The following is a 2,346-nucleotide window of genomic DNA, read 5'->3' as shown; positions in this document are numbered from 1 at the left end:
TCGGGCACGCGGTGCGCCGGGGGGACGGCCCCGTCGAGGGCGGCGACGGAGGCGCGGAACCGCTCCTCCTCCCGCGCGAAGAGCGCCGGGTCGGCCTCGAGCTCGAAGACGGCCGACATGAAGTTCTGGCTCGACGCGCCCTCCTCCAGCCGGCGGATCAGGTAGGCGATCGCCACGTCGAACTCGGCCGGCGCGACGACCGGCGTGTAGAGCAGGAGCGAGCCGACCGTGCGGCGCACCGCCTCCGCCTGGCCCTGGGCCATGCCGAGGAGCATCTCGTACTCGATCCCCTCGCGGACGCCGCGGGTGCCGGCGAGCAGCCACGAGTACGCGACGTCGAAGAGGTTGTGCCCGGCGACGCCGACCCGCACGTTGCGGATCCGCTCCGGGTGCAGCGCGTAGTCGACGACGCGCTTGTAGTTCGTGTCGGAGTCCTGCTTGCTGCTCCAGGTCGCCAGCGGCCAGCCGTGGACCGAGGCCTCGACCTGCTCCATCGGCAGGTTCGCGCCCTTGACCAGGCGCACCTTGATGCCGGCGCCGCCGCGGGCCCGGCGGGCGGCGCTCCACTCCTGCAGGCGGATCATCGCCGAGAGCGCGTCGGGCAGGTAGGCCTGCAACACGATGCCGGCCTCGAGGCCGAGGAACTCCGGCCGGTCGAGGATGCGGGTGAAGACCGCGATGGTGAGGTCGAGGTCCTTGTACTCCTCCATGTCGAGGTTGATGAACTTCTGCGGCGAGGAGGCGGCGGCCCGGGCGAACAGCGGCGCCAGCTCCTCGACGATGTCGTCGACCGCGGCGTCGAAGGCCCACGGGTTGTGCGGGGCTGTGCTCGAGGAGACCTTGATCGAGACGTAGTCGACGTCGTCGCGGGCGAGGAGCCGGTGCGTCCCCTCCAGGCGGCGGTGGGCTTCCTCGCGGCCGAGGACGGCCTCGCCGAGCAGGTTCATGTTGAGCCGGACGCCGTCGCGGCGGATCGCGGCGATGGCCGGGCCCAGGCGCGAGTCGGTCGCATCGATGATCAGGTGGCCGACCATCCGCCGCAGAACCCGGCGCGCGATCGGCACCACGACGTCCGGGAGGAGCGGCGCCATGACGCCGCCGAGGGCGACCGCGCCGCGCATCGGAGCCGGGAGGAAGGACGGCACGCCGCCCGCGATCGCCTTCAGCGCCGCCGCCGCGACGCGGGTGTCCTCGGGGCGGACGACGCCGTCGACGAAGCCGACCGTGAAGTCCAGGCCGGTCGGGTCCTTCAGCACGCCCGCCAGCTGCGCCCCGGAGGCGTCGATCGGGATCGCGGACGCCTCGCGCAGCCAGCGCCGCACCAGGGCGACGCTCTCATCGACCAGGCGGGGATCGATCGAATCGGCGGACGGGCCGTCGGCGGCGGGGCCGGTGGCGGCGGGGCCGGTGGCGAGAGCGGGGCTGGCGAGATCCGTCATGGTGCGGTCCTTCTGCTCTGAGGTGGGTGCCTTCAGTATTCGACCGACTACCGTTGAGCAGAAGCGACCGTTCCTTACCGGTACCGGTCAGCTCAGCTGAACGATCGGAGAGACGCCGTGCTCGATGTCCGCCGCCTGGTCCTGCTCCGCGAGGTGGCCATCCGCGGCACTCTCGCGGCCGCGGCCGAGGCCCTCGCCTACAGTCCCTCCGCCGTCTCGCAGCAGCTCGCCGTGCTCGAGCGCGAGGCCGGCGTCGAGCTGCTGCGGAAGGCGGGCCGGCGCGTGCAGCTCACACCCCAGGCCGAGATCCTGGTCGAGGCGGCCGGCGAGGTGATGGCCCTGCTCGAGCGGGCGGAGGCGGCGCTCGCGGCCTCGGGGGAGTCGGTGACCGGCCGGGTGCGCGTCGCGGTGTTCCAGTCGGCCGCGCTCGCGCTCATGCCGGGTGCGCTCCGGGCCGTCGCCGACCGCTTCCCGGAGGTGCGGGTCGAGATGGTGCAGCGCGAGCCGGAGGGTGCGCTGCACGAGACGTCGTGGGCGCGGGAGTTCGATCTCGTCGTCGCCGAGCAGTACCCCGGCCACTCGACCTCCTGGCTGCCCGGACTGGTGCGCAGCGACCTGACGACCGACGCGATCCGCCTCGCCGTGAGCCACGACTCCGCCGTCGTCGACCTCGCCTCGGCCCGCGACTCCGCCTGGGTGATGGAGCCGCGCGGCACCGCGAGCCGCCACTTCGCCGAGCAGACCTGCCGGGTCGCGGGCTTCGAGCCGGACGTCCGCTTCGAGACCGCCGACCTGCAGGCGCAGATCCGCCTCGCCGCCTCCGGCCACGCCGTCGCCCTGATGCCCGACCTGGTCTGGGCGGGCGAGGCCCCGGACTGCCGCCTCCTCGAGCTGCCCGGCACGCCCC

General features: G+C 73.7%; 2 protein-coding genes. One reads left to right on the top strand and one right to left on the bottom strand.

Annotated features, from left to right (window positions below; translation table 11 throughout):
• A partial coding sequence (locus tag C5C27_RS17285; RefSeq protein ID WP_181133586.1) for a proline dehydrogenase family protein occupies window positions 1-1,439 on the bottom strand: 1,439 nt, incomplete at its 3' end.
• A gap of 117 nt (window positions 1,440-1,556) precedes the next feature.
• Between C5C27_RS17285 and C5C27_RS17280 the strand changes: the two genes are divergently transcribed.
• On the top strand, window positions 1,557-2,346 hold a 790-nt coding region (locus tag C5C27_RS17280; protein WP_104315016.1), incomplete at its 3' end, for a LysR family transcriptional regulator.

Source organism: Rathayibacter sp. AY2B7, from assembly GCF_002931635.1.
In the GTDB taxonomy this organism is placed as follows: domain Bacteria; phylum Actinomycetota; class Actinomycetes; order Actinomycetales; family Microbacteriaceae; genus Rathayibacter.
Note: the sequence above shows the minus strand (reverse complement) of the source record. Positions and strands in the feature narration are given on the sequence as shown.